This window comes from Pseudomonas sp. USTB-Z, from assembly GCF_019691255.1.
GTDB classification, from domain to species: domain Bacteria; phylum Pseudomonadota; class Gammaproteobacteria; order Pseudomonadales; family Pseudomonadaceae; genus Aquipseudomonas; species Aquipseudomonas alloputida.
Genome location: NZ_JAECZP010000009.1, coordinates 117,271 through 140,684, shown reverse-complemented (window position 1 = coordinate 140,684; position 23,414 = coordinate 117,271). Strand labels below are relative to the sequence as shown.

At 61.8% G+C, this 23,414-nt stretch carries 20 protein-coding genes and 1 tRNA gene; 10 read left to right on the top strand and 11 right to left on the bottom strand.

All coding sequences use genetic code 11. From position 1 onward, the window contains the following. Window positions 1–22: 22 nt before the first annotated feature. Together nudE and cysQ are read left to right on the top strand one after the other, a co-directional pair. Window positions 23–589: an ADP compounds hydrolase NudE gene (gene nudE / locus I8746_RS12925; RefSeq protein ID WP_003255794.1), complete on the top strand. Its 567-nt coding sequence runs from the start codon at window positions 23–25 to the stop codon at window positions 587–589. Then, window positions 586–1,404, top strand: a complete 819-nt coding sequence (gene cysQ, locus I8746_RS12920) for a 3'(2'),5'-bisphosphate nucleotidase CysQ (RefSeq protein ID WP_088513476.1) — start codon at window positions 586–588, stop codon at window positions 1,402–1,404. The genes nudE and cysQ overlap by 4 nt, the downstream gene beginning before the upstream one ends. 146 nt (window positions 1,405–1,550) lie before the next feature. Here the strand turns inward: cysQ and I8746_RS12915 are convergent, their stop codons facing one another. The 4 genes from I8746_RS12915 to rfbC are packed head-to-tail and all read right to left on the bottom strand — an operon-like array spanning window position 1,551 to window position 5,811. Continuing rightward, a complete protein-coding gene (locus I8746_RS12915; protein ID WP_004575932.1) occupies window positions 1,551–2,006 on the bottom strand; it encodes a YiiD C-terminal domain-containing protein in 456 nt (151 codons plus the stop codon). Then, window positions 2,006–3,412: a sigma-54 dependent transcriptional regulator gene (locus tag I8746_RS12910; protein WP_014589347.1), complete on the bottom strand. Its 1,407-nt coding sequence runs from the start codon at window positions 3,410–3,412 to the stop codon at window positions 2,006–2,008. The genes I8746_RS12915 and I8746_RS12910 overlap by 1 nt, the downstream gene beginning before the upstream one ends. Beyond that, complete coding sequence (locus I8746_RS12905; RefSeq protein ID WP_004575931.1) at window positions 3,409–5,223, bottom strand: ATP-binding protein; 1,815 nt, start codon at window positions 5,221–5,223, stop codon at window positions 3,409–3,411. Before I8746_RS12905 ends, I8746_RS12910 begins: the two co-directional genes overlap by 4 nt. Before the next feature lie 42 nt (window positions 5,224–5,265). Beyond that, complete coding sequence (gene rfbC / locus I8746_RS12900) at window positions 5,266–5,811, bottom strand: dTDP-4-dehydrorhamnose 3,5-epimerase (RefSeq protein WP_011953219.1); 546 nt, start codon at window positions 5,809–5,811, stop codon at window positions 5,266–5,268. A 278-nt stretch (window positions 5,812–6,089) separates the two neighbouring features. Here rfbC and aguA point away from each other — a divergent pair, with 278 nt between their 5' ends. Together aguA and I8746_RS27205 are read left to right on the top strand one after the other, a co-directional pair. After that, complete coding sequence (gene aguA, locus I8746_RS12895) at window positions 6,090–7,196, top strand: agmatine deiminase (RefSeq protein WP_011953220.1); 1,107 nt, start codon at window positions 6,090–6,092, stop codon at window positions 7,194–7,196. A gap of 194 nt (window positions 7,197–7,390) precedes the next feature. Beyond that, window positions 7,391–7,588 (top strand): hypothetical protein, encoded by a 198-nt coding sequence (locus tag I8746_RS27205; RefSeq protein WP_011953221.1) that lies wholly within the window; start codon window positions 7,391–7,393, stop codon window positions 7,586–7,588. 66 nt (window positions 7,589–7,654) lie between these two features. Here I8746_RS27205 and I8746_RS12890 read toward each other — a convergent pair whose 3' ends face one another. After that, a complete protein-coding gene (locus I8746_RS12890) occupies window positions 7,655–9,724 on the bottom strand; it encodes a TonB-dependent siderophore receptor (protein WP_011953222.1) in 2,070 nt (689 codons plus the stop codon). 474 nt (window positions 9,725–10,198) lie between these two features. Here I8746_RS12890 and I8746_RS12885 point away from each other — a divergent pair, with 474 nt between their 5' ends. Then, window positions 10,199–11,518 (top strand): OprD family porin, encoded by a 1,320-nt coding sequence (locus I8746_RS12885; protein WP_003255784.1) that lies wholly within the window; start codon window positions 10,199–10,201, stop codon window positions 11,516–11,518. Window positions 11,519–11,668: 150 nt separating this feature from the next. Here I8746_RS12885 and I8746_RS12880 read toward each other — a convergent pair whose 3' ends face one another. The 3 genes from I8746_RS12880 to I8746_RS12870 form a co-directional block, all read right to left on the bottom strand. Beyond that, on the bottom strand, window positions 11,669–13,339 hold the full coding sequence (locus I8746_RS12880) for an FMN-binding glutamate synthase family protein (RefSeq protein WP_020190008.1): 1,671 nt from the start codon (window positions 13,337–13,339) through the stop codon (window positions 11,669–11,671). A gap of 245 nt (window positions 13,340–13,584) precedes the next feature. After that, window positions 13,585–14,952 (bottom strand): ATP-binding protein, encoded by a 1,368-nt coding sequence (locus tag I8746_RS12875; protein ID WP_221100742.1) that lies wholly within the window; start codon window positions 14,950–14,952, stop codon window positions 13,585–13,587. Window position 14,953: 1 nt separating this feature from the next. Then, the gene (locus tag I8746_RS12870; protein ID WP_108191480.1) at window positions 14,954–15,673 is read right to left on the bottom strand and encodes a response regulator; all 720 of its coding nucleotides are present in this window, start codon (window positions 15,671–15,673) and stop codon (window positions 14,954–14,956) included. 140 nt (window positions 15,674–15,813) lie between these two features. Between I8746_RS12870 and I8746_RS12865 the strand changes: the two genes are divergently transcribed. Next, on the top strand, window positions 15,814–18,111 hold the full coding sequence (locus I8746_RS12865; protein ID WP_221100741.1) for a TonB-dependent siderophore receptor: 2,298 nt from the start codon (window positions 15,814–15,816) through the stop codon (window positions 18,109–18,111). Window positions 18,112–18,261: 150 nt separating this feature from the next. Here the strand turns inward: I8746_RS12865 and I8746_RS12860 are convergent, their stop codons facing one another. Then, entirely contained in the window at window positions 18,262–18,468 is a 207-nt protein-coding gene (locus I8746_RS12860; protein WP_011953227.1) for a DUF3079 domain-containing protein, read from the bottom strand. 58 nt (window positions 18,469–18,526) lie between these two features. On the opposite strand from I8746_RS12860, the gene I8746_RS12855 reads away from it, so the two are divergent. The 3 genes from I8746_RS12855 to I8746_RS12845 all read left to right on the top strand — a co-directional run bounded on the left by I8746_RS12855 (window position 18,527) and on the right by I8746_RS12845 (window position 21,353). Next, window positions 18,527–19,003: a type II toxin-antitoxin system HigB family toxin gene (locus I8746_RS12855; RefSeq protein WP_230849509.1), complete on the top strand. Its 477-nt coding sequence runs from the start codon at window positions 18,527–18,529 to the stop codon at window positions 19,001–19,003. A 41-nt stretch (window positions 19,004–19,044) separates the two neighbouring features. Beyond that, a complete protein-coding gene (locus I8746_RS12850; RefSeq protein WP_103470263.1) occupies window positions 19,045–19,518 on the top strand; it encodes a type II toxin-antitoxin system HigA family antitoxin in 474 nt (157 codons plus the stop codon). A 224-nt stretch (window positions 19,519–19,742) separates the two neighbouring features. Next, window positions 19,743–21,353, top strand: coding sequence for a sensor domain-containing diguanylate cyclase (locus tag I8746_RS12845; RefSeq protein WP_088513481.1), 1,611 nt, complete (start codon window positions 19,743–19,745; stop codon window positions 21,351–21,353). Window positions 21,354–22,150: 797 nt separating this feature from the next. On the opposite strand, the gene I8746_RS12840 is transcribed toward I8746_RS12845, so the two are convergent. Both I8746_RS12840 and I8746_RS12835 read right to left on the bottom strand, forming a co-directional pair. After that, a tRNA-Thr gene (locus tag I8746_RS12840) sits at window positions 22,151–22,226 on the bottom strand. Window positions 22,227–22,324: 98 nt separating this feature from the next. Continuing rightward, complete coding sequence (locus tag I8746_RS12835) at window positions 22,325–22,573, bottom strand: hypothetical protein (RefSeq protein WP_221100740.1); 249 nt, start codon at window positions 22,571–22,573, stop codon at window positions 22,325–22,327. A gap of 525 nt (window positions 22,574–23,098) precedes the next feature. Here I8746_RS12835 and I8746_RS12830 point away from each other — a divergent pair. Further along, window positions 23,099–23,386 carry a DUF3077 domain-containing protein gene (locus I8746_RS12830; protein WP_047603189.1) on the top strand — a complete coding sequence of 96 codons (288 nt, stop codon included), beginning with the start codon at window positions 23,099–23,101 and terminating at the stop codon, window positions 23,384–23,386. Window positions 23,387–23,414: the final 28 nt, after the last annotated feature.

Here is a 23,414-nt window from a genome sequence, read left to right as displayed (position 1 = left end):
GTTCACGCCAAGGAGCCGCCCCATGCGCCAGAAACCCACCGTACTCAGCCGCGAAATTGTCGCCAGTAGCCGCCTGTTCCGCGTCGAAGCCGTACAGCTGCGCTTCAGCAATGGCGCCGAGCGCACCTATGAGCGCCTTGTGGGCCGGGGTAACGGCTACGGCGCGGTGATGATCGTGGCCATGCTCGATGCCGAGCACGCCGTGCTGGTGGAGGAGTACTGCGGTGGTACCGATGAATACGAGCTGTCGCTGCCCAAGGGCCTGATCGAGCCGGGCGAAGACGTGCTGGCGGCAGCCGACCGGGAGCTCAAGGAAGAAGCCGGTTTTGGCGCACGCCAGCTGGAGCACCTGACGGAACTGTCGTTGTCGCCGGGCTACATGAGCCAGAAGATTCAGGTGGTGCTGGCCAGCGACCTGTACGAAGAGCGCCTGGAAGGCGACGAGCCCGAGCCGATGCGGGTCGACAAGGTCAACCTGCGTGAGTTGTCGGCCTTGGCCATGCATCCGCAGTTCACCGAGGGCCGCGCCCTGGCGGCGCTGTACCTGGCCCGTGACCTGCTGATTCAGCGGGGGCTGCTGGAGCTATGAACGACCTGCAACTGATGCACGAAGTGGTCAAGCTGGCGCTGACGGCAGGCGAGGCGATCCTGCCATTCTGGCGCGCCGATGTCGCGGTAACCAACAAGGCCGACGATTCGCCGGTTACCGCCGCCGACCTGGCCGCGCACCGGGTAATTGCCGATGGTCTGCTGGCGCTGGCGCCGCAGATTCCGGTGCTGTCCGAAGAGGACTGCAATATTGCGCTGGCCGAGCGTCAGGGTTGGAGCCGCTGGTGGCTAGTCGACCCGTTGGATGGCACAAAGGAATTCATTGCCGGCAGTGAAGAGTTCACGGTCAACATCGCCCTGATCGAGAACGGCGAGGTGGTGTTTGGCGTGGTGTCGATGCCCACCAATGGGCGCTGCTATTTTGGTGGGCGCGGCATGGGGGCCTGGCGTGCAGATGCCGGTGAGGCAGCCCAGCTGATCCAAGTACGCAACGCACCCGCGCAGGGCGAGCGTTTTACCGTGGTGGCCAGCCGTCGGCATTCCAGCCCGGAGCAGGAAGCGCTGTTGGCCGGCCTTGGGGCTGCGGTGGGCGAGCTGGAGCTGGCCAATATTGGCAGCTCGTTGAAGTTCTGCCTGTTGGCCGAGGGCAGCGCCGATTGTTATCCGCGCCTGGCGCCGACTTCGCAGTGGGATACTGCTGCGGCGCAGGGTGTGGTGGAGGGGGCCGGTGGCGAAGTGATCGGGCTGGATGGCTTGCCGTTCCGGTATCCACCGCGCGAGTCGCTGCTCAATCCGCATTTCCTGGCATTGCCTGCCAATGCTGCATGGCGCCAGGCCTTCCTGAACCTCATCTAACTGCCTGGCACGATCCTGTGGGCCTTGTGTCGCGAAAGGGCCGCAAAGCGGCCCCGGCAATTCTGGCGGCGAAGCTGAAATCCTGGGGCCGCTTTGCGGCCTCATCGCGACGCAAGGCCGCTCCCACAAAGGCCGCGTTAGTCGTACTAGCGGTGCAGAACGTACTGGCCGCTGAATTTCACTGCAGGCTCGTCACTTCCGGCATTGCTCACGGTGGTTTCCAACGTCAACCGCGCCCGCCCACGGCGCTGGTACAGGGTCAGGAACCGCTCCCAGGTTTTCTCGTCTGGCGCGGCACAACGCGCCACTGCCGTGCCGGTCACTGGCAACGGGTAGCTGATCTGCCCTTCCTGGATGACGATATGCCCGTCATCGATCCCCAGTTCACGCAGGCGCAGGTGCAGCCAGCCCCAACCCACCAGCACGGCTGCGCAGTACAGGCTGCCGCCGAACATGGTGCTTTTGTGGTTGACGTTGGCCGCCAGCGGCAGTTGCAGGCGCAGGGTGTGCTGCTGCCAATCGATCACTTCCAGGCCCATCTCGCGGGTCAGGGGGATGTCGCTGTGCAGTACGGACTGCAGGTACTGGCTATTGGTGCTCATTAACGGTTGTCCTCTTGATCGTCATGCCCGCCGCTGCCGCCGTCGAAGTTCAAGCCATGCTTGCGCAGCTTGTCATGCAGGGTTTTGCGGGGGATACCCAGTGCTTCGGCCAGGCTCCGCATGGAGCCGTGTGGCTGGGCCAGTTCGGCGGCGATCAGCGAACGTTCGAACTGCTCGACCTGTTCGCTGAGGTTGCCGCTGAGCATGGGCGCTGCCGGCGCTGCTGCCGAGGGTGCCTGGCCATCCAGTGCCAGTTCCAGGCCAAGGGCGAAACGCTCGGCGGCGTTCTGTAGCTCGCGGACGTTGCCTGGCCAGTCATGACGCAGCAGCAGGGCGCGTTGCGCGGGTTGCAGCGCATGCGGCGACAGGCCATGACGTTGGCTGGCAGCATCGGCGAAATGCTGGAACAACACCAATATGTCGTCGCCGCGTTCACGCAGTGGCGGAATACGCAGCGGCGCCACGTTCAGGCGGTAATACAGGTCCGCGCGGAAACGCCCTTGGTCGGCAGCCTGACGCAGGTCTTCCTTGGTGGCGGCTATGATGCGGATGTCCAGCGGGATCAACTGGTTGCCGCCCAGGCGTTCGACCACCCGCTCCTGCAGCATGCGCAGTAGCTTCACCTGTACATCCAGGCTCATGCTCTCGATTTCGTCGAGGAACAGCGTGCCGCCGTTGGCAAATTCGAACTTGCCGATACGGCGTTTCTGCGCGCCGGTGAACGCACCGGGCTCGTGGCCGAACAGTTCGCTTTCGACCACCGACTCGGCCAGCGCGCCGGCGTTGATCGCCACGAACGGCCCTTCGCTGCGGCTGGAAAGGTCATGTAATGCGCGAGCCACCACCTCTTTGCCAGCGCCCGTCTCACCCAGAATCAACACGTCGGCGCGGGTGCCGGCCAAGGCGCCGATCTGCTCGCGCAGGCGCAGCATGGCCGGTGAATGGCCGACCAGGCGGGTTGCCAGTTGCTGGCGGTCGCTCAGTGCCAGACGCAGGCTACGGTTGTCCAGCACCAGTCGGCGCAAGGCCAGGGCGCGGCGTACGCTGTCGAGCAGGGCGTCTGTGGCAAAGGGTTTTTCCAGGAAGTCATAAGCCCCGGCACGCATCGCCTGCACCGCCAGCGGCACATCGCCATGGCCGGTTATCAGCAGCACCGGCAGCTCGCTGTCGCGGCCGTGCAGTTGTTCCAGCAACTGCAGGCCATCGATGCCCGGCATGCGGATGTCGCTGACCACCACGCCGGGCCAGTCGGCCTCGATACGTTCGGCCAGGCCTTGGGCCTCGGCCAGGGCGACTACCTTGAGCCCGGCCAGGTCCAGGGTCTGGCTCAAGGCTTGGCGCAGGTGGGGGTCATCGTCGACCAGGATGACCTGGGCTCGGCTGTCGATCAGTGTCTCGGTGGTCATGCCGAGGGGTCCTCCGAATTGGGCAAAGTAGCGCCAGATGCGGCCACACGCAGCTGGAGGGTCAGCATTGCACCACCTTCCGGGTGGTTGGCCAGCAGCAGTTCACCGCCCAGGGCGCGCATCAGGCTTTCACAGATGGCCAGCCCCAGGCCCAAGCCCTGGGTACGGGTCTTGGTGGTGAAAAACGGCTCCTTGGCGTGCTCCAGGGCTTGGCGGCTGAAGCCGGGCCCGTTGTCACGGATGTACAGGTAGACGCAGTCATCACGCTGCTCGGCACTTAGCCACAGGCGGCGCGGGTTGGCTTTTTCGGTCAGGGCGTCGAGGGCATTGGCCAGCAGGTTGCCTAGCACCTGGCGCAGGCGGGTTTCGCCTGCCTGTACCCACAAGGTGGCTTCCGGCAGGTCGCGGATCAGCTCTACGGCCATCGCCCGGCGGCGCTTGGCCAGCAGCGCCAGGGCATCGTCCAGGGCCGGCTGCAGGGCAACGCTCTCCGGGGCATGGCGGTCACGACGGGCGAAGGCACGCAGGTGGGCAATGATCGAGGCCATGCGCCCGGTCAGCTCGCCGATCAGCTTGAGGTTGCCGCGGGCGTCTTCGGTACGTTGGTGGTCGAGCAGGATCTCGGCGTTTTCTGCGTAGCTGCGGATGGCGGCCAGGGGCTGGTTCAACTCATGGCTGATACTGGCCGACATGGTGCCGAGCACCGACAGCTTGCCGGCCTGCACCAGTTCGTCCTGTGCGCGCACTGCCTCCTGCTGAGCGTTTTCGCGCTCCAGCACGGCATTTTTCAGGCGGGTATTCAGGCCTTCAAGGTCGGCGGTGCGTTCGGCCACGCGCTTTTCCAGTTCCTGGCGGCCCCGTGCTTCGAAGTCGATGCGGTCGATGTAATGGCGCCGCCGTTGCATCACCAAGCCTGCCAGCAACATCAGTACCAGCAGCGTACCGGCACCGATGGCCATTACCGTCTGCACCGAGCGATCAACCAGCGTGCGCGGGGCAAGGATGCTGACTTGCCAGCCAGTTTCCTTGATGTCGCGGGTCTGGGTGATCCAGGCCTGCGGGTTGAGAACCAGCGGCTGTGGGGCCTGGGTCGGATAGGGCTGGATGGCGATGATGGCCTGGCGCTCGGCGTCGGTTAGCGTGCGGGTAGCACGAAAGCGCCAGTCGGGCCGCGAAGTCAGGATGACCACGCCATTGTGATCGGTCAGCAACAGCTGCTCGGGCGTACGGCCCCACAGGGTTTCGGTGTGGTCGAGATCGACTTTGACCACCAGCACGCCGACGATCCGCTCGCGGTCCCGCACGGCCGCGGCAAAGAAGTAGCCGCGCTTGGCCGAGGTGGTGCCCTGGCCGAAGAAGCGGCCCAGGTGGCCAGCCATGGCTTCGTTGAAGTAGGGGCGGAAGGCGAAGTTTCGGCCGACGAAGCTGTCGTGCTTGTCCCAGTTCGAGGCGGCCAAGGTGTTGCCGCTGACATCCATCAGGTACATCACCTCGGCACCGGTCTGCTGCACGATGTCCTTGAGCAGGCGGTTGGCGTTGGTCACCGCTTCCAGGCGGAAAGGGTCGGCCAGCACGCCACGCAGCGCCGGCAAGTCGCCGAGAATTTGCGGCAAGGTCTCGTAGCGGTGCAGGGTGCCGAGCAGGTTGGCCACATACAGGTCGAGGGTCTGGCGGTTCTGCGAGGCCAGTTCCTCCTGGTAATAGCGTTCGGCCAAGTGATGCAGGGGCCACAGTAATGGGGCCAAGATCAGCGCCAGCAGGGCCAGGCTGCGCCAGCGGGGACGGCGTGGGGGCGTGGGCTTTGCAATCATCAGGTAAATGCGCCAGAAAAGTCTGACGCAATTATGCGCTAGTTAAGGCAGCAGTTCCGCCTCTGCCAATGGCAGGCCCACCTTGTCCTTGTCCGACAACAGCGGAGGCTGCTGCAGCCCCCAGTCGATGGCCAGTTGCGGGTCGTCCCAGCGGATGCAGCGGTCGGCGCCCGGGTTGTAGTAGTCGGTGGTCTTGTAGAGGAACTCGGCCGATTCACTCATCACCGCAAACCCGTGGGCGAAGCCAGGCGGAACCCACAGCTGGCGATGGTTGTCGGCCGACAGGTGCACCGCGACCCATTTGCCGAATGTTGGCGAGCTTTTGCGCACGTCCACGGCGATATCGCGGATCTCCCCGTGCACCACGCGCACCAGCTTGCCCTGGGTGTTTGCCACCTGGTAGTGCAGCCCACGGAGCACGCCCTTGATGGAGCGCGAGTGGTTGTCCTGGACGAACTCCATGTTCACGCCGGTTTGCTGTGAGAACTCACGGGCGTTGAATGCCTCGAAGAAAAAACCACGGCTGTCAGCGAACACCTTTGGCTCGATGATCAGTACTTCAGGGATTGCTGTAGGGATGATGTTCATAGCGGCTCGCTGGTCCGTCGTTCAAGTATTGACACTAGTCGGCCTTGCCGAAAATTTCCGCGCGTAGCTGTAACAGGATGCATAAGGTGGGGCTATGGTGGACGGCAGGCCGTTCCTTTCAACAGACCAGCTCTGATATGTGTCGATTGTTATCGATTTAAATTCGCCGAGTGGCGCGACATTCTTCGATTTTCAGGCTTCAATTATCGATATATATCGGTTATAAATTGACAAACGCCCCAGGCACACCCGGCTCAGGGCCATCACAGAGGTCACCCATGAAAACCCTCAACTCCACGCCCCGTGCCGATGGTTTCCACATGCCCGCCGAGTGGGCCCCGCAGACTCAGGTGTGGATGGTCTGGCCGGAGCGCCCGGACAACTGGCGCCTGGGCGGCAAGCCGGCGCAGGCTGCCCACGTAACCCTGGCCAAAGCCATTGCCCGTTTCGAACCTGTGACCGTCGCGGCCTCCGCCGGCCAGTACGAAAACGCCCGGCGCCAACTCGACCAGCCGAACATTCGTGTGGTTGAAATCAGCAACGACGATGCCTGGGTGCGTGATACCGGCCCGACCTTTGTCATCAACGGCCATGGCGAAGTGCGCGGTGTCGATTGGGGCTTCAATGCCTGGGGCGGCTTCGACGGCGGCCTGTACGCACCCTGGAACCGCGACGAGGAACTGGCCGCCAAGGTGCTGGAAATGGAGCGCTGCCAGCGCTACCAGACCGAAGGTTTTGTGCTTGAAGGTGGTTCGATCCACGTAGACGGTGAAGGCACCGTGATCACCACTGAGGAATGCCTGCTCAACCGCAACCGCAACCCGCACCTGAGCCGCGAGCAGATCGAAGCGGTGCTGCGCGATCACTTGGCGGTCGACACCGTGGTATGGCTGCCTGATGGCTTGTACAACGACGAAACCGACGGCCACGTCGACAACTTCTGCTGTTACGTGCGCCCGGGCGAAGTGTTACTAGCCTGGACCGATGATTCCAACGACCCCAACTATGCGCGCTGCCACGCGGCCATGGATGTGCTGAAGAACACCCGCGACGCCAAGGGCCGCGAGTTCATCGTGCACAAGATGCCGATCCCGGGTCCGCTGTACGCCACCGCCGAAGAGTGCGCCGGTGTCGACCAGGTCGCCGGCAGCCAGGAGCGTGACCCGTCGGTGCGCCTGGCGGGTTCGTACGTGAACTTCCTGATTGTTAACGGTGGCATCATTGCCCCAAGCTTCGACGACCCGGCAGATGCCGAAGCCAGAGCGATCCTGGCAAGGATCTTCCCCGACCATGAGGTGGTGATGATCCCGGGCCGCGAACTGCTCTTGGGGGGCGGCAACATCCACTGCCTGACCCAACAGCAGCCGGCGCCGGTCAAGCGCTGAGCGCGTGATGAATAAAGAGGCCCGTCCTGTGACGGGCCTCTTTTTTGCGCGGGCGACGCCCGGAGGCCCGAGCTGGCATACGTTTTGTATTGTTTTTCAAGCAGATAGCGAGATGGCACGGCCAGGCCGCGCCTCTGATCTGTAACAATACCTACGTAAATTAGCCGCTCACGGGCCAGGGAGTACGTGTGGACATGAACGCAGCAAGTGAGTCGGCTTTGCGCCCATCGGCAGTTGATCGCCAATCGCTCAGGCTTTTGGCGAAGCGGTTGAAACACCATGGAAGCATCAGGGTCAGGACGACCGACCCACGACGTCTGCTTGCCGGGCGATACCCCCAAGGGTTGATCAGCGAAGCAGAGATGCAGGCGCTGATGGCAGTGTGGCACTGATTGATTGCACCTGTACCTGCCCCTTCGCGGGCATGCTCGCGAAGAGGCAGGTACAGGCAACTAAGATCAGAAACTGTAGCTACCCGTCACCACAAGGCTACGCGGATCGCCCACCTGGATCTGCGCCGCACTGGTTGCCGAGCTGTAGTAGGTCTTGTCAGCAATGTTGCTCAATGCCGCCCGCACATCCCAGTCATGGGTCCGATACCCCGCCAGTGCATCCCAACGGCCATACCCCGGTAATACCGTGGTGTTCTGGTTGTCCGCATAACGCTCGCCCACCAGTGTGAGCCCGGTTTCGGCGTACCAGCCCAGCTCAGGTTTCCAGGTCACGAACAGGCTGCCATTGCGCTTGGCCACGTCATTGATGCGGTTGCCTTCCTGGCCGTTATTGTCCTTGACGATGGTCGCATCCTGCAGGCCAATGCCGCCGCGTACATACCAGTTGCCGACGATGTTGCCGGTGGCTGTCAGTTCGATGCCGCGCGAACGCTGCATGCCGCTGAGCAAGATGATGTTCGGGTCGTTCGGGTCGCGGGTGCGGCGGTTGTAAAGTTCCAGCTCGTAGATGGCCAGGGTGGTGGTCAGGCGCTGGTCGAGCCAGTCACTTTTCACCCCGATTTCCTTCTGCCGGGTCTGCTCCGGACGGGTGTCGTTGGTATTGCCCGGCGCCCCCGGGGTGATGCCGATCAAGCCTCCGCCCACCGGCGAGAAAGTCTTGCTCCACGAGGCGTAGAACGAATGGTCGCGCCATGGCGTGTAGACCATGCCCAGGCGTGGGCTGGTGCTGTTGCTGTCCTGCGGTTCGCGCAAGCCATCCTTGTTGGTGGTTTCCACTTCGAACTGGTCAAAGCGCACGCCGGCGAGAACCTGCCACTGATCGTTCAGGCGAATCTGGTCTTGCAGATAAACCCCGCGGCTGTCGACCACGGTGTGGTTGTTGCTCGATACCGCCAACGTACCATTGTGCGGCTGGCTGGGTTTGCCCAGGCCTGGCAGGTTCTGGCTGCCGGCGCTGTATAGCAGCGGATCGCGCCGCTGGTTGCCGAACTCCAGGCCTAGCAGCAGCTTGTGTTCAAGGCCCAAAGTGTCGAAGTCGCTCTCGGCCTCCAGGTTGTTGAACAGGTTGCGGGTGTTCAGGTCCTGCTGCCAGCGTTGGCGAGTCAAGGTATTGGTGCCGGCGTTGTAGCCCGTGACATAGGTGTTGTCGAACTCGCTGTCGAGTTTGAACAGGCCCAGGGTGTGGCGCAGCTGCCAGGTTTCGTTCAACTGGTAGTTCAGGCGCGAGCGCAGCGATTGGGCGCGGTCGTCAATGTAGTCGCGATGGTCGCCGTAGGTGGCGCTGCGGCTGACGTCTGCCGGGCGGCCGTTGACACTCGGGATGCCGCGGTCTGGTGTGCGGTTGTAGCGGCTGTATTCATACTGCACCAGCCAGTTCAGGTCGGGGGTGATCTGCCAGCTGATCGACGGGGCGAACAGTTGGCGGCTGCCGTCGATACCATCGCGAAAGCTGTTGTTGTCCTGGTTGCCCATGTTCAGGCGCAGGCTGACCGTGTCGCTGGGGTCTGCGCTGAGGTCGGCATACAGGCTGCGCAGGTCTTCGCTGCCGGCCTGCGCTTCGATGGTCGAGCGGCGACCCGGCTCTGGTGCCTTGCTGACCCTGTTGACGATGCCGCCCTGGCTGCCACGGCCATACAGTACCGCTGCAGGCCCCTTCAGCACTTCGACCCGCTCGATGTTGTGCAGGTCGCGAATGTACTGGCTGTCGTCGCGAATACCGTCCAGATAGAAGTCGTTGCTGGCCTCGAAGCCGCGGATGCGTACGCTGTCAAAACGGGTGTCGGCGCCGCTGCTGACGTTGGGGATACCCTCCAGCGCCTTGCCCAGCGTGTTGCTGCCGTAATCCAGCACATTGGCGGTTTTCACCGTATCGATGGCCTGCGGCACATAACGCACGGGCGTCGAGGTGCGGGTTGCGGTGCTCACCTCCTTGACCCGCGGGTTGTCCTTCTCGCGCTCGCTGTCGGCGGTAACCGACGACTCCGGCAGTGTGGTGGTGGCGGCGCTGGCCAGGCTGGCGCTGAACAGCAGCGACAGGCCAAGCGTCAGGGGTGAAAGACGGCAGGGTACAAGCATGGGCACATCCGGAACGGGCAGTTGAAAATAAAGTGCGGATGGTAATGCTTGTTATTTGCTCTTGCTCGGCTATTTGTAAAGGGTTGTCTTTACATATGTGTCAGTTTGTAACTACCTCTACGGCCACGCTTTGCCTGCTTTCAGGAAATTGTCCGCTCGATCAAAAGGCAATTTCCTACACAAGATAAATTGCCCGCTGATAGCGCAAACCTGCATGGAAATGCACCAGACAGGCCGGTAATTTTGGTTATATCAACCTGCATTTCACGACTTTTTGACATTTGTAATCGCACACGGCTAGGATTCGGCCAACGCCAGCTGGCCATGGTATTGGCCAAGCTGCTGCCAAGGGCCGCCGTGAACTTACCGGTCGGCCCGCCCGGCTGGATCCGCATAGCGTCGAACCTACGAAGGGGCGTTGGTTCCTGGCGTCATATTGCAGAGCGTTTTTGATTAAGAAATAAGGAAAACAACATGTTGAAAACCAGGATCAGCCTGGTCGCCCTGGCGATGATCGCCGCGACCCAGGCTCAGGCCAATGACCAGGCTGACAGCAAGGGCTTCATCGAGGACAGTCACGCCAACGTCCTTCTGCGCAACGCCTACATCAACCGTGACAAGAAGCATGGCACCGACGACCAGATCGAATGGGGCCAGGCGTTCATCGCCAACTTCTCCTCCGGTTTCACCCAGGGCACCGTTGGCGTCGGTGTTGACGCATTCGGCCTGTACGCCGTGCGCCTGGATGGTGGCAAAGGCCACAACGGTGGTGGCGGCGTCGACTTCTTCAAACCGCACGAAACCACCAATGCCGAAGGCAACGCCAGCTCGCCGCACAACCTGGCGCGTGGTGGTGCTGCTGTGAAATTCCGCATTTCCAACACCGTGCTGAAGTACGGTGACCAGATGCCAGCACTGCCAGTGCTGCAGTACGACGATGCACGTCTGCTGCCAGAAAGCTTCACCGGCACCCTGATCACCTCCAAAGAGATCCAGGGCCTGGAACTGAACGCCGGCCGCTTCACCCAGGAAGCGCGCAAGAGCGCCGAGCGCCGTGATGGTGGTGGCCTGAAGTCGATCAACGTCTTAGGTGGCAGCTACAAGTTCACCGACAACTTCACCGCTTCGCTGTACACCGCCGACAACGAAGATGTGATGAAGAAGCACTACCTGGGCTTGAACTACGTCTTCCCGATCGCCAGCGACCAGTCCCTGACCCTGGACTTCAACGGCTACAAGTCGGACATCAACAACAAGTACGTAAAAGCCGCAGGCCTGAACGGCGACTCCAACACCATCTGGAGCCTTGCAGCCACCTACGCGTACGGTGCGCACTCGTTCACCCTCGCTCACCAGCGCAGCACCGGCAGCACTGGCTACAACTACGGCTTCTACCAGAACGCCGGCGGCGTGGGTGACGGTGGTTCCACCATCTACCTGGCCAACTCGTACTGGTCCGACTTCAACGCCGAAGACGAGCGCTCCTGGCAGCTTGGCTACGGCCTGGACTTCGGTGCCTATGGCATTCCGGGCCTGACCTACAAGCTGGCCTACGTGGTGGGTGACAACATCAACACCCGTAACGTCGCCAACCCGCAAGGCTTCGGCGAAGGTAAAGAGCGCGAGATCTTCAACCAGATCCGTTACGTGGTGCAGGACGGCCCGGCCAAGGACCTGTCGATCAAGCTGCGTAGCTCGTTCTTGCGTACCAACAACGCCGTGCAGCAGAACGGTTACAACGACGACGGCAACGAAGTCCGCGTATTCGTCGAGTACCCGATCAGCATCTTCTGATCTGCAGTTGCTTGCATGAGTGCTGGGGCCGCGCTGCGGCCCTTCGCGGGCTTGCCCGCTCCCACAGGTACAGCGTTGCCTTCGCTGGCGCTGCAATTGTGGGAGCGGGCACGCCCGCGAAGGGCTGCAGTGCAGCCCCAGTCATGTTTGTCATGCAGGTTCAGTCTCTTCGTGGCGCAGTCTTGATGCCACAGTTCGTGTTGCAGTGTCCCCCGTCTCCGGCGCAAAACTGTCGCTACGCGCCATCCGCCACATCCGCGCATAAAACTCGCTTTCGATCGAGCCACTGAGTAATTCGCCCGGCTTGAGGAATGTGTGCAAGTCCGAAAACAACCCGATTTCACTGGGGCTGATGCGCCGTGCCAGGTGCTTGGGCTTGAGCTCCGAAGGGTGCTCCAGGCCTGCGGCAGCCAACATCTCGGCCAGCGCGTGCAGTGTGTTGCGGTGGAAGCTGGCCACCCGCTCGGCCTTGTCTGGCACCACCAGGGCGCGCTGGCGCAGAGGGTCTTGGGTCGCCACGCCGGTCGGGCACTTGTTGGTGTGGCAGCTTTGCGACTGAATGCAGCCGATGGCAAACATGAAGCCGCGTGCCGAGTTGACCCAGTCAGCGCCGATGGCCAATACGCTGGCAATGTCGAAGGCGCTGACGATCTTGCCCGCCGCACCAATGCGGATGCTGGAGCGCAGGTTCAGGCCGACCAACGTGTTGTGCACGAACATCAGGCCTTCGCGCATTGGCACGCCCATGTTGTCGCTGAACTCGCGAGGTGCCGCGCCGGTGCCGCCTTCCTTGCCATCGACAACGATGAAGTCAGGGGTGATGCCGGTGGCGAGCATGGCCTTGGCAATGCCCATGAATTCCCAAGGGTGGCCCAGGCAGAACTTGAAGCCAACGGGCTTGCCGCCCGAAAGCTCGCGCAGGCCGGCTACGAACTGCAGCAGTTCGACCGGTGTGCGGAAGGCGCTGTGCGCCGCCGGCGAGATGCAGTCCTCGCCTACACGTACGCCACGGGTCTCGGCAATTTCGGGGCTGACCTTGTGCCCCGGTAAAATGCCGCCGTGGCCAGGCTTGGCGCCCTGGCTGAGCTTGATCTCGATCATCTTCACCTGTGCCGAGCGGGCCTGTTCGGCGAAGCGCTGTGGGTCGAAACGACCGTCCTCGGTGCGGCAGCCGAAGTAGCCGCTGCCAATTTCCCAGATCAGGTCGCCGCCGTGTTCACGGTGGTATGGGCTGATACTGCCCTCGCCAGTGTCATGGGCAAACCGGCCCATGCGCGCGCCGCGGTTGAGCGCGGCGATGGCGTTGGCGCTGAGGGCGCCGAAACTCATCGCCGAGATGTTGAAGATCGAGGCCGAGTAGGGCATTCGGCACTGCGGCCCGCCGATGGCAATGCGGAACGAGGCAGGGTCTGGCGTGGCCACCGGCAGCATGGAATGGCTGATGAACTCGAAACCAGGTTTGTAGGCGTCGTTGAGCGTGCCGAACGCTTTCTCGGCGCTTTCGTTCTTGGCGCGGGCGTAGACCAGCGAGCGTTGCGAGCGGGAGAACGGCAGCTTGTCGTCGTCACCTTCGATCAGGTACTGGCGGATTTCCGGGCGGATGGTTTCGATCAGGTAACGGATATTGCCCAGGATCGGGTAGTTGCGTCGCACCGCATGGTGGCTTTGACGCAGGTCATTCAGGCCGACCAGGCTGAGCAGCGCGGTGATCAGCGTTACCGGCCACAGCCAGGCATGTTGGGCCAGCAGGGGCAGGCTGGCGAAAGTGAAGACAAGGCAGAGTACGAGGCAGGCGTAGCGGCTGGGAAGAGAGTGTTTCATGGGTCCATCGCAGGCAGGATGACCGGGCATAGGATAGGCAAACGCAGGGGACGGAAAACCTGGGTAATCGGTAAAAGACTGTTACCTGATTGCGAATTCCCAGGTCTGCGCAGCCCTATTTTGTGGGAGCGGCCTTGTGTCGCGATGGGCTGCGCAGCAGCCCCAGATATTGGTGTCACGGCACTAATCGTCGGGGCTGCTGCGCAGCCCAACGCGACACAAGGCCGCTCCCACAGAAGATCGCGTTAGCCTGGCAGCAGTATGCTGACCCGCAACCCACCGCTCTCACGGTTCGACAGCATCAGCTCACCCCCATGGCTGGTGGCGATCCGCTGGGCAATGCTCAACCCCAACCCATATCCGCCGGACGCCTGATTACGCGACCCGTCACCGCGCACGAAGGGGTCGGCAATAGTCGCCAGCAGGCCCGGGGCAATCCCTGGCCCGCAGTCGTCGATATGGATCAATACACCTGTGGTGGCACGTTCCAACGTGACCGAAATGTTCTTGGCGTAGCGCAACGCGTTGACCAACAAGTTTTGCAGGCAGCGCTGCAACAGCAAGGCATCTACCCGCAAGCTGCCCGCCTTGCCGTGCACCGGAAGTGGTTCTGCGGCAGTGGCCAGGTCCGCACACTGGCGCGCGACCAATCGGTCCAGGTCCACCTGCTGCAGATTCCGCTGCTCCCCCGCACGCAGGTAGTCCAGAACCTGACCGATCATATCGTCCATCTGCGTGATGTTCTGCCGCAAGCGCTGGCGGTGTTCGTCATCGGGTAAGCGCTCCAGACGCAGGCGCATGCGGGTGAGTGGGGTGCGCAGGTCATGAGACACGGCGGCCAGGAAGTAGGCCTTGTCGTTGACCATGGCAATCAGCCGCTGCTGCATCGCGTTGAATGCCTGCGCCGCCTGGCGCACTTCCTCCGGGCCATCCAGTGCCAGGGGAGGCTGCTCGAGGTTGCTACCCAGGCCGCGTGCGGCATCGGCCAGGCGCCGCAACGGGCGCAGGCACAGGCGCACGGCAACCAGGCATACCAGCAGCACCGCGACGATGCGCAGCGCATACACCCGCAGCAGGTAATCGCTGATCAGCACCCAGGCCGACTCGCCGCTCCAGCCCTGCAGTTCCTGGCCCGCAACGGTCAGCCAGTGGCCATCGGCCAGCGGCACCGCGAACTGGATATGCGCCTGGGCTGTGCGCAGGCCGAACAGGCTGCGCCAGACGATCGGCTGGCCCAGCTCGTCGGTGAGTTGCACGTTCATCAGGCGCACGTCCTGGGCATGCCCCAGCTCGTACTTCAGGGCCTGCTGCAACAACAGCTTGACCCGCCTGTGCCCGCGGCGCTCGTCATGCTCTTGCGCAGGCGGGCTTTCGACGCAGTGAAGCTGGTAGTGGGCTGGCGCCTGCAGCGTACCGCCGTGGCAGTCGGCCTGGGCAATCAGGGGGGCGCTGCGTGCAGCAACCAGTCGTACGGGCACCTCTAGCGCCTGAGCGAAACGCACGTCGAACCAGATGCTGCTCGACATCAACTGGATCACCAGCGTGCCACTGACCATGATCAGCAGCAGTTGACCAAACAAGGTGCGGGGCCATAGCCGGTGAAACCAGCGCATGTCAGGCACCGGCCGCGAGGGGGGCGAGACTCAGCAGGTAGCCTTCGTTACGGATGGTCAGGATTTGCGCGGTCCCCGCCGGCGCCCGGCGCAGCTGCTGGCGCAGGCGGCTGACACACATGTCCACCGAACGGTCGTCGGGCAGGTGGTCGCGGCCGAACGCGCTGCGGGTCAGTTGGTCACGGGAGACCACACGGTTGTTGGCTTCCAGCAGTTCGCGCAGCACGCGGTAGTCGGAGCGCGGCAGGGTCAGGGTCTCGCCATCCGGGCGGGTGAGCAGGCGCTTGACGTGTTCCAGGCGAAAGCCTGCGAACAGCTGGGCGTCCACCATAGGTTCTTCGGCAGAGGTGCCCAGGCGTTGCGGACGACGCAGTACGGCTTTGATCCGGGCGATCAGTTCGCGTGGTTCGAAGGGCTTGGCCAGATAGTCGTCGGCGCCTACTTCCAGACCGATGATGCGGTCCAGCGTGCTGCCCTTGGCTGACAGCATGATCACTGCCAACCCAGGTGTGGCCTGCAACTGCCTGCACAGGCTAAGGCCGTCCTCACCCGGCAGCATCAGGTCGAGCACCACCAGCTCCACTTTGTGCCGGGCCAGCTGGTCACGCATCTGTTGACCGTCTGCTGCCGCCAGCACGTTGTAGCCGGCATCGGTCAGGTAATCACAAAGAAGTTCGCGGATCTCGTCGTCATCATCGACAACCAGCAGGGTCGTGCTCATGCAGAAAATCACCTGTTAGGTGAGGGCCGGCGGCGCTCGTTACGTTCAATTACATCCCCGTACATGTCGGGTCTGGAGCCCGGAGGGCTGATCCCTAGAATCCTAACAAAAAATCATCTGCAAATACGAAGCCTTCCCAAATGAATCCCCAAAGCATCACGCCAGTGTTCACCCCCTTCAGTCAAAGCGGCAATTGCCTCAAGCCGCTGGCCTTCTGCGTCGCCGTCGCCATCAGCGGTGGTGCAGTGGCTGCCGACGGCAAACCCCTTGAACTCGACGCCACACAGATCGAAGACAGCGCAGTACTGCCTGCCGACGAGGCCGGCCAGTTGGGCTACACGGTCGAGAGCACCCGCAGCTCCACTGGCCTGGCACTGACGCCACGGCAGACACCGCAATCGGTTACCACCATCACCCGCCACCAGATGGATGACCGCGACATCCATACCATCGAGCAGGCATTGGAAACCGCCCCAGGCGTAACGGCCAACAAGTCCGAGGTGGGTGGGCGCACCGACTACCGCGCGCGTGGATACTCGATCAGCAACTGGAAGGTTGATGGCCTGCAGACCCAGGGCGGCTCCGATTTCAGTGGCAGCGGCAATGCGCTGAACATGGACCTGTACGAACGCATCGACATCGTGCGCGGCGCCAACGGCCTGCTGGGCGGCACCGGCGACCCCTCGGCCACCGTCAACCTGATCCGCAAGGCACCGACCAAAACCTTCGGCGGCAGTGCCTATGCCACTTACGGCAGCTGGGACAAGCGTCGTCTGGGGGCGGACTTGAACCTGCCGCTGTCCGAAGATGGCCGCCTGCGTTCGCGCTTTGTGATGACCCAGCAGGATGCCAACTCCTTCCGCGACAACCAGTCCGAACGTTCCCGCGCCGCGTTGGCCAATTTCGAGTTCGACCTGGACGACGCCACTACCTTGGGCGCCGGTTACCAGTATGAATACAACAAGGTCGTGGGTGGCGGCTGGGGCGCGAACATCCCGATCTGGTACCGCGACGGCAGCAAGACCGACTTGCCGCGCAGCACCAACGTGGTGCCCAGCTGGAGCTTTGGCGAGTACACCACCCGCACTGCGTTCGGTTCGCTTGAGCACCGCTTCGACAACGACTGGACCCTGGACCTGAAAGCCGCCCAAGCCACCACCGAAGCCCTGAACCATCGCGGCCTTGCCAAGGTGAACTCAGCTGGGCGCGGCAGCTACGGTGGCTATTGGGACCAGGACGGCAGCGGCGCCGTGCTGAACGGTTTGCACAGCTCCAGCGACACCACCCAGCAGTCGGCGCAGATCGACCTCTCCGGCCCGTTCCAGCTGTTTGGCCGCACCCACCAGGCCATGGTCGGCTACAACGACAGCCGCACCGTCGGCTGGTCGCCTCAGTACACCTGCACCATGGTCGGCGACGGCATGACCAGCGCGCCTGCACTGGGTTGCCAGTTCCGCGCCAACAACGGCTTCCCGGTGACCGACTGGCACAATGGCGTGGATGACGACTACGACCTCATCGCCTCGCGCACCGGCCTTCACAGCAAGACCACCACTCGCCTGCAGGGCATGTACGCCGCCACCCGCCTGAGCATCACCGACCCGTTGTCGGTGATCGTTGGCGTGCGCACCAGCAACTATTCCTCGGTCACCCGCAGCGTGGCCGGCGAGCGCAGCAGCCAGGAAGAAAACGGCATCGTCACCCCTTACCTGGGCGCGGTGTATGACCTCAATGACAACTACTCGGTATACGCCAGCTACACCGACATCTTCACCCCGCAAACCTCTGAAACCAGCAGCGGCAGCAAGGTCGAGCCCATTCGTGGGCAAAGCTACGAGACCGGTATCAAGGGTGAGTGGTTCGATGGCCGCCTGAACGCCTCGGCGGCCTACTTCCGCACCAAGCAGGAAAACAAGGCCGTGTTGGACGGCGACCTGACCACCCCGACCGGCGGCAGCGCCTACAAGGCCGGCTCCGGGCAGGAAACCGACGGTATCGACCTGGAAGTCGCAGGCGCCCTGACCCCCAACTGGAACGTCTACGCCGGTTACACCTACCTGCACTTCCGCCGCGTCGACAGCGACGGCCGCAGCGACCCGTCGCACCTGTTCAAGGCCTCCACCACCTACCGCCTGAGCGGCCCGCTCGACCGCCTGACCCTGGGCGCCGGCGTGACTGCGCAGACCAACATCCGCGCCATCTCCAGCCCGGCTGGCCAGCCCACGAACGGTGTGAGCAATGGTGCCACTGACGTGAACTGGTCCGGTTATGCCATCTGGAATGCCATGGCCAAGTACCAGCTCACCGACAACACCAGTGTCAGCCTCAACGCCAACAACCTGTTCGACAAGCACTACTACAGCCAGTACGGGTTCTATGCCGGGGCGATTTATGGCGACCCGCGTAACCTGTCGTTGACGGTAAGCACCGCGTTCTGATCAAGCCCTTCCACAAGGCCTGGCGCTGTACCTGTAGGAGCGGGTTCACCCGCGAACACCGGCGAAGCCGGTGCCTGCACGCGCATCGCCCGCTCCCACAGAAGCAGCGCTGGGTTCAAGGCCTGCGCTGGGCCGCCAAGCGGCCCTTTCTTACCTGGGCTCTACCGCTTGCCCTGGATCAACCGGCTTCTCCAACTGGCCCTCGAAGCTATCCCAATCCTTGCCAAACAGCTCCACCGGATGCATGGTCCGGTCTGCGCCATTGCCACAGGCTAGCGCCTTGGCAGGGCAGTAAAGGTCGCAACCCCAGCAGATACGCTCGGGGTGGCGAGGGTTTGTGGGGAATCTCTTGGCCATGCTCAACCTCCCTCAGGGCTACCTGATCTGAACGTAAACCCCTCGCCCAGCCCGTCGTTTGACGGGCATCAATCCATTGGCGATCGCCAGGTCACCGTACATCGCGCATCCAGATATCTGGTTGACAGATATCTGGATCAGAGATATTTTCCACCCTATGTTGGTGCGCCGGGACAACACAATGCGGGTCATAACGAAAGCGGCGGTAACCAAGGCGATTGAAGCCCACGGCCAGTGGAAAGCGCCCCTAAGCCTGTGGCTGACGACCTTCGACAGGGCGACGCTGCGGTTTGAATCTTTTGAACAGTTGAGGCAGACGTGGGTCACTGTGTCTGGCTGGAATGTTGATCGCATCCCCCACTCAAAACTTAGGCCCGCCAGCCGCAAAGGGCCGCTTGATATCTACGTGTTCGATATCAAGAAAAACGAATGCCGCCTGATCGCGTGGCTCAATGCGCGAACGGGCACTCTCTACATCAAGGCCATTCTGTCGCACGCCGAGTACGACAAATGGTGCAGAAGCGATATCAGGTAGCAACCTGGGCCGCGCGATATTTCAATTCGACAGGTGACAACATGAAGCGGGATAAAATCGAAGCCAATGGACTAGATGCCTTCATCGCTAATATTTCACCCATGCTCGATGGCCTGAACACTCAGATGGCAACCATGGCCCAGCTTCTAGCCGCCTGCCATGACCCCATCAAGGACGATGCCGAGCTTGAGGCACGCATGGCATTGATCGACGAGCTCTACTCCCATGCGGACAGCGAAGGCCACGCTGCGGCACGCTTTGCCGAGATGGTTGCGGACCGCGTCTACGAGTATGAGAGTGAGTCTGTATTGGTGCCGTTCGCGAGCCAGGCCGAAGCGTTGGCCTTTCTGCTGTCGGACAGGGGCGTGAAGCAGAAGGACCTGTCGGCGATAGCGACCCAGAGCGCGGTATCCGAGATTCTGAACAACAAGCGGAAGATGACGGTTGCGCAGATAAAGGGCTTTGCTGAGTTTTTCGGCGTACCGGTTGAGTTCTTCATGCATGGGGTGGTTTGAAATCAAAGCCTTTGCTTGACCGAATGCTCCATATGAAGCGACCAGGCATGAAAAACCTCTCAATTTGTGCAGGGTTGCCGGACCAGCCATAGCCATGGTGGCTGTATTGGTGTAGACGTTCTGTCAATACACTGAGGTGAGAGTTTTACAATCTTGCGAGCCCCGCGGTGGTGGGGTATCGCAGGGTCGATGATGCACTTTGCTTTATCGCAAAAGGAGTTGCTTTGGAGCACCATTCAACCGGCAAGCGCGGCGTGAGTTACGATCCGCCGCAACGGCGGCAACGCAGGGACATCCCTTCCATCGTGCGCCGGGTGACGATGGGCGTTGTGGTCGTCTGGTTGGCACTTGTGGCAAGCCTTGGCGGCTGGATAACACAGCGCCTTACGGCAGAAGAGCTCGACAACCTGGCGGCAGGCGCCGAATACGAAGCCCAGATTACGGGGCGAATCGTAGACCGCCTGTTCACCGAAATGGCCAGCGTGGCCAACATGGTGGCCCGTCAAAGCGAAGTGATCCAACTTGCTGCCCGATATCGCCACGATCCGCCCGGCTTCGCCGCACTCACGCGTGAGGAGCGCGCTTCGAAGTTCACCCGTGACCCGCTGGTGCGAAGCGTGGGTGATTTCATGGATAGATTGGCCAGCGATCTCCACTATGGCCGTATCTACATGAACAATCTCTCAGACGATACGGTGACGGCCAGCAACTGGGCGGAGTCATTCAGCATCGTTGGCCAGATCTATACGGGCAGGGCCTACCTCATCGACGCATTGCGCACCGGCAGTGGTGAGATGTTCGGCATCGCCCGCTTGAACAAAACCCCCTCCTATTTCGTCGCCAGCCGCATCGACGATGCTGACGGCAAGCCACTTGGCTCTGTCACGGTCAAGTTCGATGCCCCGGACATAGCCCTCTACCTGACAGGGCGTCACATTGCCTTGATAGTGAACCGTCAGGGCCGTGTGACCACCGCGTCCAGCGAACTTTTCATGCTGCGTAACGTGGTGACACTGCTCCCGCCAGATATTCGCAGGCCTCTGGATGGCGACGAAGAGCCGGGCGAGCCCATGGATATCCGCGCTGTGGCAGACGCGGGTCAGGCCAATCAATGGCTCATTGACGGGCACCCTTATCTGGTGCATCGCCAGCCTCTGAACGACGCGCAATATCAGCTGCTGACGCTGGCAAAGCTTGATCACCTGCAGCCGATGCGTCAGCAGTACTACTGGACCGGAGCCTCTGTGGCAGCGCTCGGGTTGATCTTGATCTTGCTCTCCAGCCGTGTGGCCGGGCAGATGCTATTGCGCCGCCAGGAAGAACGCTATGCAGCCAACTATGACGCGCTGACCGGGTTGAAGAACCGGCGCGCGATCCTGGCTGCCTTGCATCGGCATTTCGCGTTGGCGAAGCGAACGGGGCAGGGGGTGCTGGTGGCGTTTATCGACCTCGACGAATTCAAGGCGATCAACGACACCTACGGGCACGAGGTGGGGGACAAGTTCCTGATCGAAGGCAGCCGGCGCTTGCAGGGCGGGTTGCGGGCAACGGATGAACTTGGGCGCTGGGGTGGTGACGAGTTCGTTGTGATCGGCTTGACCGCTTCGATCCACCCGGACGAAATGGCCAAAACTGCCGCAGCGATGCGCAGACGGCTGGTGCCGCTGCTGATTGGTAGCTACGAGTTTGACGACTGCCGGTTCGATTACGCGGGTGCGAGTTTTGGTATTACGAGTGTTGATCCCGCTGCGACTTCGCTGCAGGCCGCGCTTAAAGCGGCGGATCAGTTGATGTATGCCGATAAAGAGGTGCGGCGGGGGTTGCGGAGGGTTTGAGAGGGGGCTGCTGGATCGAAAGCAAGCACCAAGCTTTCAGGAGTGGCCTTCGCAGCCCGCCCCTAAGCCAGCAGTCTCTCGCAGCTTGTTGCATCCACCGCCGCATCCAGCTCAGCCCCAGCCAAATGCATTGAGGATAAGGTACTACCAATCGCACACTAAGAGAATTTTGCAGGGAGTTAAGAGTTCATTAAGTAGTACCTTATAGGCGTTAAGGTGTCATGAAGTGATACTTTATAAAGGGGTTAAACTAGCACAGGTAAGCCACGGTTGTGGTTCTGGACGATAGATCTGCGTCGCTTCGGCACCAGTCCAGGCTAGATCAGGCTTCTGCTGCGACTGGCGGTTTCTGGCCAATTGCGCTCAGCGTGATCATCAGGATCACTGTGCCATTGGCTTTTAATAAGGTTAGGTGCATGGGAGCGGGGCAGCTGTAGCCCGTTCCAATGAAGCCGCGGGGCCTAGTGCGATCGGTGGATAACTTCATAGCGAGCTTGAGAAAGAATGCGGCGGGCTACTCGGTTCGCATGGCACTGCTGAGGCGCGTGAGGTTCTCAGGCGCCTGGTTCGCGAACTGATTCTGCGTCACACATGCTCATCGCGGTTTGCCTCCAGAAACCGGCTCCATCAGGTTGTGATTATCGGGGTGTTGGGGCTGCTGCGCAGCCCATCGCAGGCAAGCCAGCTCCTACACCGATCGCGGTGGCTTCAGGGCATCCGTAAGGCAGGGGATTGGGGGCTGCGGGGGGAAAACAAAAAAGGCCCACCTTTCGGTGAGCCTTTTTTGGTACTGCGTATGGTGCCGGCACCAGGAATCGAACCCGGGACCTACTGATTACAAGTCAGTTGCTCTACCATCTGAGCTATACCGGCAATGGGGCGTCATTATAGCGATCGTTTGGCGCCTGTAAACCACTTCCTTGCGAATGTTCGCAAAAGACCTAAGTCACCGCCCCAAAAGAAGAATTTTCCTACCAGCCGCGGTGCATGGTGGTGACGCTAGGCTCGTTTTTACCCGGGTTGAAAAACAGCTTGTCATTGTCGCAGCCGCGCTTGCGGCATGGGGCTTCTGCGCGCAGGGGCAGGCCGTTGTCGCCGCCCAGTTGCATGCCGGGGTGGTTCCAGCCCAGGTTGCTGTTGGGGTGGGGCGAGGTGCCGCCGGCGCAGCCGGTCAGGGCCAGGGCGAAGGTCAGCAGGGCGAGGGGGTTGGCTCGGTTCACGATGCTCAGGTCCGGTGGTCCATTGTCGGTTCTGGCGCAACGCCAGAAGGTCGCGGGGCTGGCGGGCAGCGCGCGACGTCACTTTTTAATGATTTGGGGGGCGGATGATACACCGTTGCGGCGGTGGAGCATTAGCCTTGTGTTGTCTGTTATGGCCTCTTCGCGGGTGAACCCGCTCCTACAAGGGGGCGGGTAAGCCGGGTTATCTGTGTAAGGGAATTCTGAACCATGGGGTCAAAAGCTTCAGGGTTTGGATGCTTCGGAAGTATCCTACGCGCGCCGCCGAAGTAACGCTGTTGTCGGGGAAGTGGCTCACGGATACCGTTTTCGGGTCGCTCTGGCGACTGGGTGTGAGAACCCGACTTTGAACGTATCGGCTGCGTAATGGCGACTGTGCGCGGGCAGACCTTGGTCTGGCCGAGCTTCCTACGTTCACTCGGTTTCTCACCTCGTGCACGGTTGCCGCCTTTGTTCCGTGAGAAAGAATGAACACGGCAACTCCTTTTGAACTAGGGAGTTTGAAAATTGAAAAGCCTTCCGCCAGATAACACCCCCAAACCAATCACAACCGCAGGCGTGGAAACCTTCCTCGCAGCCGGTAACCCATCTCTCAATCTCCTACGCGTAGAGCCCGGCGTCCCCGTCGACGCGGCCTACGAGCATGTCTCGATCCTGATGGGCTACATCAAGCACCTGGTGCGCGAGGGGGATATGGAGGACGACCATAAATTCCTGGGGGCTGCCGATTACCTGTGCGACATGGCCAAGGCGCTGATGAACGATATCGAGATCGCCAAGGGTAAGGCGCATTAGGCATTGACGCGGTCATTTGTGGGAGCGG

Excerpts from the sequence above, each read along its gene's own strand:
- nudE (WP_003255794.1), top strand. The coding sequence starts at position 23 with ATGCGCCAGAAACCCACCGTACTCAGCCGCGAAATTGTCGCCAGTAGC.
- cysQ (WP_088513476.1), top strand. The coding sequence starts at position 586 with ATGAACGACCTGCAACTGATGCACGAAGTGGTCAAGCTGGCGCTGACG.
- I8746_RS12915 (WP_004575932.1), bottom strand. The coding sequence starts at position 2,006 with ATGAGCACCAATAGCCAGTACCTGCAGTCCGTACTGCACAGCGACATC.
- I8746_RS12910 (WP_014589347.1), bottom strand. The coding sequence starts at position 3,412 with ATGACCACCGAGACACTGATCGACAGCCGAGCCCAGGTCATCCTGGTC.
- I8746_RS12905 (WP_004575931.1), bottom strand. The coding sequence starts at position 5,223 with ATGATTGCAAAGCCCACGCCCCCACGCCGTCCCCGCTGGCGCAGCCTG.
- rfbC (WP_011953219.1), bottom strand. The coding sequence starts at position 5,811 with ATGAACATCATCCCTACAGCAATCCCTGAAGTACTGATCATCGAGCCA.
- aguA (WP_011953220.1), top strand. The coding sequence starts at position 6,090 with ATGAAAACCCTCAACTCCACGCCCCGTGCCGATGGTTTCCACATGCCC.
- I8746_RS27205 (WP_011953221.1), top strand. The coding sequence starts at position 7,391 with ATGAACGCAGCAAGTGAGTCGGCTTTGCGCCCATCGGCAGTTGATCGC.
- I8746_RS12890 (WP_011953222.1), bottom strand. The coding sequence starts at position 9,724 with ATGCTTGTACCCTGCCGTCTTTCACCCCTGACGCTTGGCCTGTCGCTG.
- I8746_RS12885 (WP_003255784.1), top strand. The coding sequence starts at position 10,199 with ATGTTGAAAACCAGGATCAGCCTGGTCGCCCTGGCGATGATCGCCGCG.
- I8746_RS12880 (WP_020190008.1), bottom strand. The coding sequence starts at position 13,339 with ATGAAACACTCTCTTCCCAGCCGCTACGCCTGCCTCGTACTCTGCCTT.
- I8746_RS12875 (WP_221100742.1), bottom strand. The coding sequence starts at position 14,952 with ATGCGCTGGTTTCACCGGCTATGGCCCCGCACCTTGTTTGGTCAACTG.
- I8746_RS12870 (WP_108191480.1), bottom strand. The coding sequence starts at position 15,673 with ATGAGCACGACCCTGCTGGTTGTCGATGATGACGACGAGATCCGCGAA.
- I8746_RS12865 (WP_221100741.1), top strand. The coding sequence starts at position 15,814 with ATGAATCCCCAAAGCATCACGCCAGTGTTCACCCCCTTCAGTCAAAGC.
- I8746_RS12860 (WP_011953227.1), bottom strand. The coding sequence starts at position 18,468 with ATGGCCAAGAGATTCCCCACAAACCCTCGCCACCCCGAGCGTATCTGC.
- I8746_RS12850 (WP_103470263.1), top strand. The coding sequence starts at position 19,045 with ATGAAGCGGGATAAAATCGAAGCCAATGGACTAGATGCCTTCATCGCT.